The organism is Pseudomonas sp. EGD-AK9 (assembly GCF_000465935.2).
In the GTDB taxonomy this organism is placed as follows: Bacteria; Pseudomonadota; Gammaproteobacteria; order Pseudomonadales; family Pseudomonadaceae; genus Aquipseudomonas.
In genome coordinates this window covers 1-1,824 of the sequence record NZ_AVOF01000488.1, presented here as the reverse complement: position 1 = coordinate 1,824, position 1,824 = coordinate 1, and the positions used below count along the sequence as shown (strand labels likewise).

Here is a 1,824-nt window from a genome sequence, read left to right as displayed (position 1 = left end):
TCGACGGCCATGGGCAAACTCCTCGGCAAATGAATGCAGCAGCTTAGCCGCCCCGCTCGTCCCGACATTGGCTGCGCTGCCCGCCTCTGCGGCAAGCCAGTCAATCCGCCTGCCGCGCCGGTTTGCGCCATGGCCTCTGCTGCCCCTAAGATGGCGGCGCCTCACGGATAACAAGAAAACCTAAAAATGCGTGATCTGACCGACGATGTGGCGCTGATGCGCCCGGTAATCGATGCCTTGCGTGCCAGCGGAACCGACCCCGACCGGGTGTTGGCGCGCGTCGGCCTGCCGCCCGGCGGCCTGCCCGCCGGACGCTTCCCGCACAGCGCCCAGGCGCTGTTCTGGAAAGCCGCCAGCGAAGAGTGCGGGCAGGAGCATGTCGGCCTGTTCCTGGCCCAGCACCTGCCGGCCTTCCACGGCCTGCTGCTGGAATACCTGTTCCTCTCCAGCGACACCTTCGGCAGCGGCCTGCGCCACGCCCTGCGCTACGTGCGCCTGCTCTCCGACACGCTCAACGCCGGCCTGCAGGTGCAGGGCGAACGCGCCGTGCTCAGCCTGGGCCTGGCGCCCGATACGCCGCGGCACTTTCCGGAGATGCTCGCCGGCGCGGTGATCCGCCTGTTCGACGCCCTGACCGAAGGCGCATTCGTCTCCCGCGAGGTGCGCCTGATGCATGCCGCAGGTGCACCGGCGGCGCGCTACCAGCAGGTCTACGGCTGCCCCGCACGGCTCGGCGCCGAGGACTACGCCCTGGTGTTCGACGCCGCGGTGCTGGACAAGGCCTCGCGCCATGCCGCGCCCGAACTGCTGCGCATGCACGAGTCGCTGGCGCGCCGGCAACTGGCCGAGGTGGAGCGCCTGGACCTGGTGCGCCAGGTGCGCGAGCTGATCGGCGAGCTGCTGGTCGATGGCGGCGCCACCCTGGAGCAGGTGGCAGCGCGGCTGAACATGCCGGCGCGGCGCCTGCGCGAGCGCCTGGCCATGGCCGGGGTGCGCTTCAACGACCTGATCACCGACTACCGCTGCCGCCTGGCCAAGGAGCTGCTGCTGAAGACCGACGAGCGCATCGAAGTGATAGTCGAGCGCACCGGCTTCTCCGAACCGAGCACCTTCTACCGCGCGTTCAAGCGCTGGGTCGGCGAGACGCCGGTGGAGTTTCGCAAGCGCGGCAAGGCGTGAGGCGACGTTTCGCTCTGGTGGGCTGAAGCGGAGCCTGCAACCGCTCTCTGCCGTAGGACGGGCCGGGCGGCGCTCCGCTTCAGCCCACCAATTCCACTCAGGCGCCCAGCAGACTCTGCCCGCACACCCGCAGCACCTGCGCGGTGACCGCGCCGGAGCCGGGCTGGGCGAACCAGGCCACGGCTTCGGCGACGTCCTGCGGAAGGCCGCCCTGGCTCATCGAGTTCATCCGCCGTCCGGCCTCACGGATGCCCAGCGGGATGGCGGCGGTCATCTGCGTCTCGATAAAGCCCGGCGCCACCGCGTTGATGCTGATGCCGCGCTTGGCCAGCGCCGGCGCCCAGGCCTGGGCCAGGCCGATCACCCCGGCCTTGCTCGTCGCATAGTTGGTCTGGCCGAGATTGCCGGCGATGCCGCTGATCGAGGCGATCAGCACCACGCGGCCGTTGTCGTGCAGCTTGCCGGCGTCCAGCAGGGCCTGGGTCAGCACTTGCGGGGCCTGGAGGTTGACCGCGATCACCGAGTTCCAGAAGGCATCGCTCATCTTCGCCAGGGTCTTGTCGCGGGTGATGCCGGCGTTGTGCACGACAATGTCGACGCCGTCGGGCAGCGCCTCGACCAGGCGCTGCGGCGCCTCCTCGGTGC

2 protein-coding genes are annotated in these 1,824 nt (G+C 69.8%); one reads left to right on the top strand and one right to left on the bottom strand.

What is annotated here, in order from left to right; all coding sequences use genetic code 11:
- Positions 1 to 186: 186 nt before the first annotated feature.
- On the top strand, positions 187 to 1,179 hold the full coding sequence (locus N878_RS19330; protein WP_021445209.1) for an AraC family transcriptional regulator: 993 nt from the start codon (positions 187 to 189) through the stop codon (positions 1,177 to 1,179).
- Positions 1,180 to 1,276: 97 nt separating this feature from the next.
- Here N878_RS19330 and N878_RS19325 read toward each other — a convergent pair.
- Positions 1,277 to 1,824 (bottom strand): SDR family oxidoreductase (locus N878_RS19325; RefSeq protein WP_021445208.1); only part of this gene is annotated, 548 nt, incomplete at its 5' end.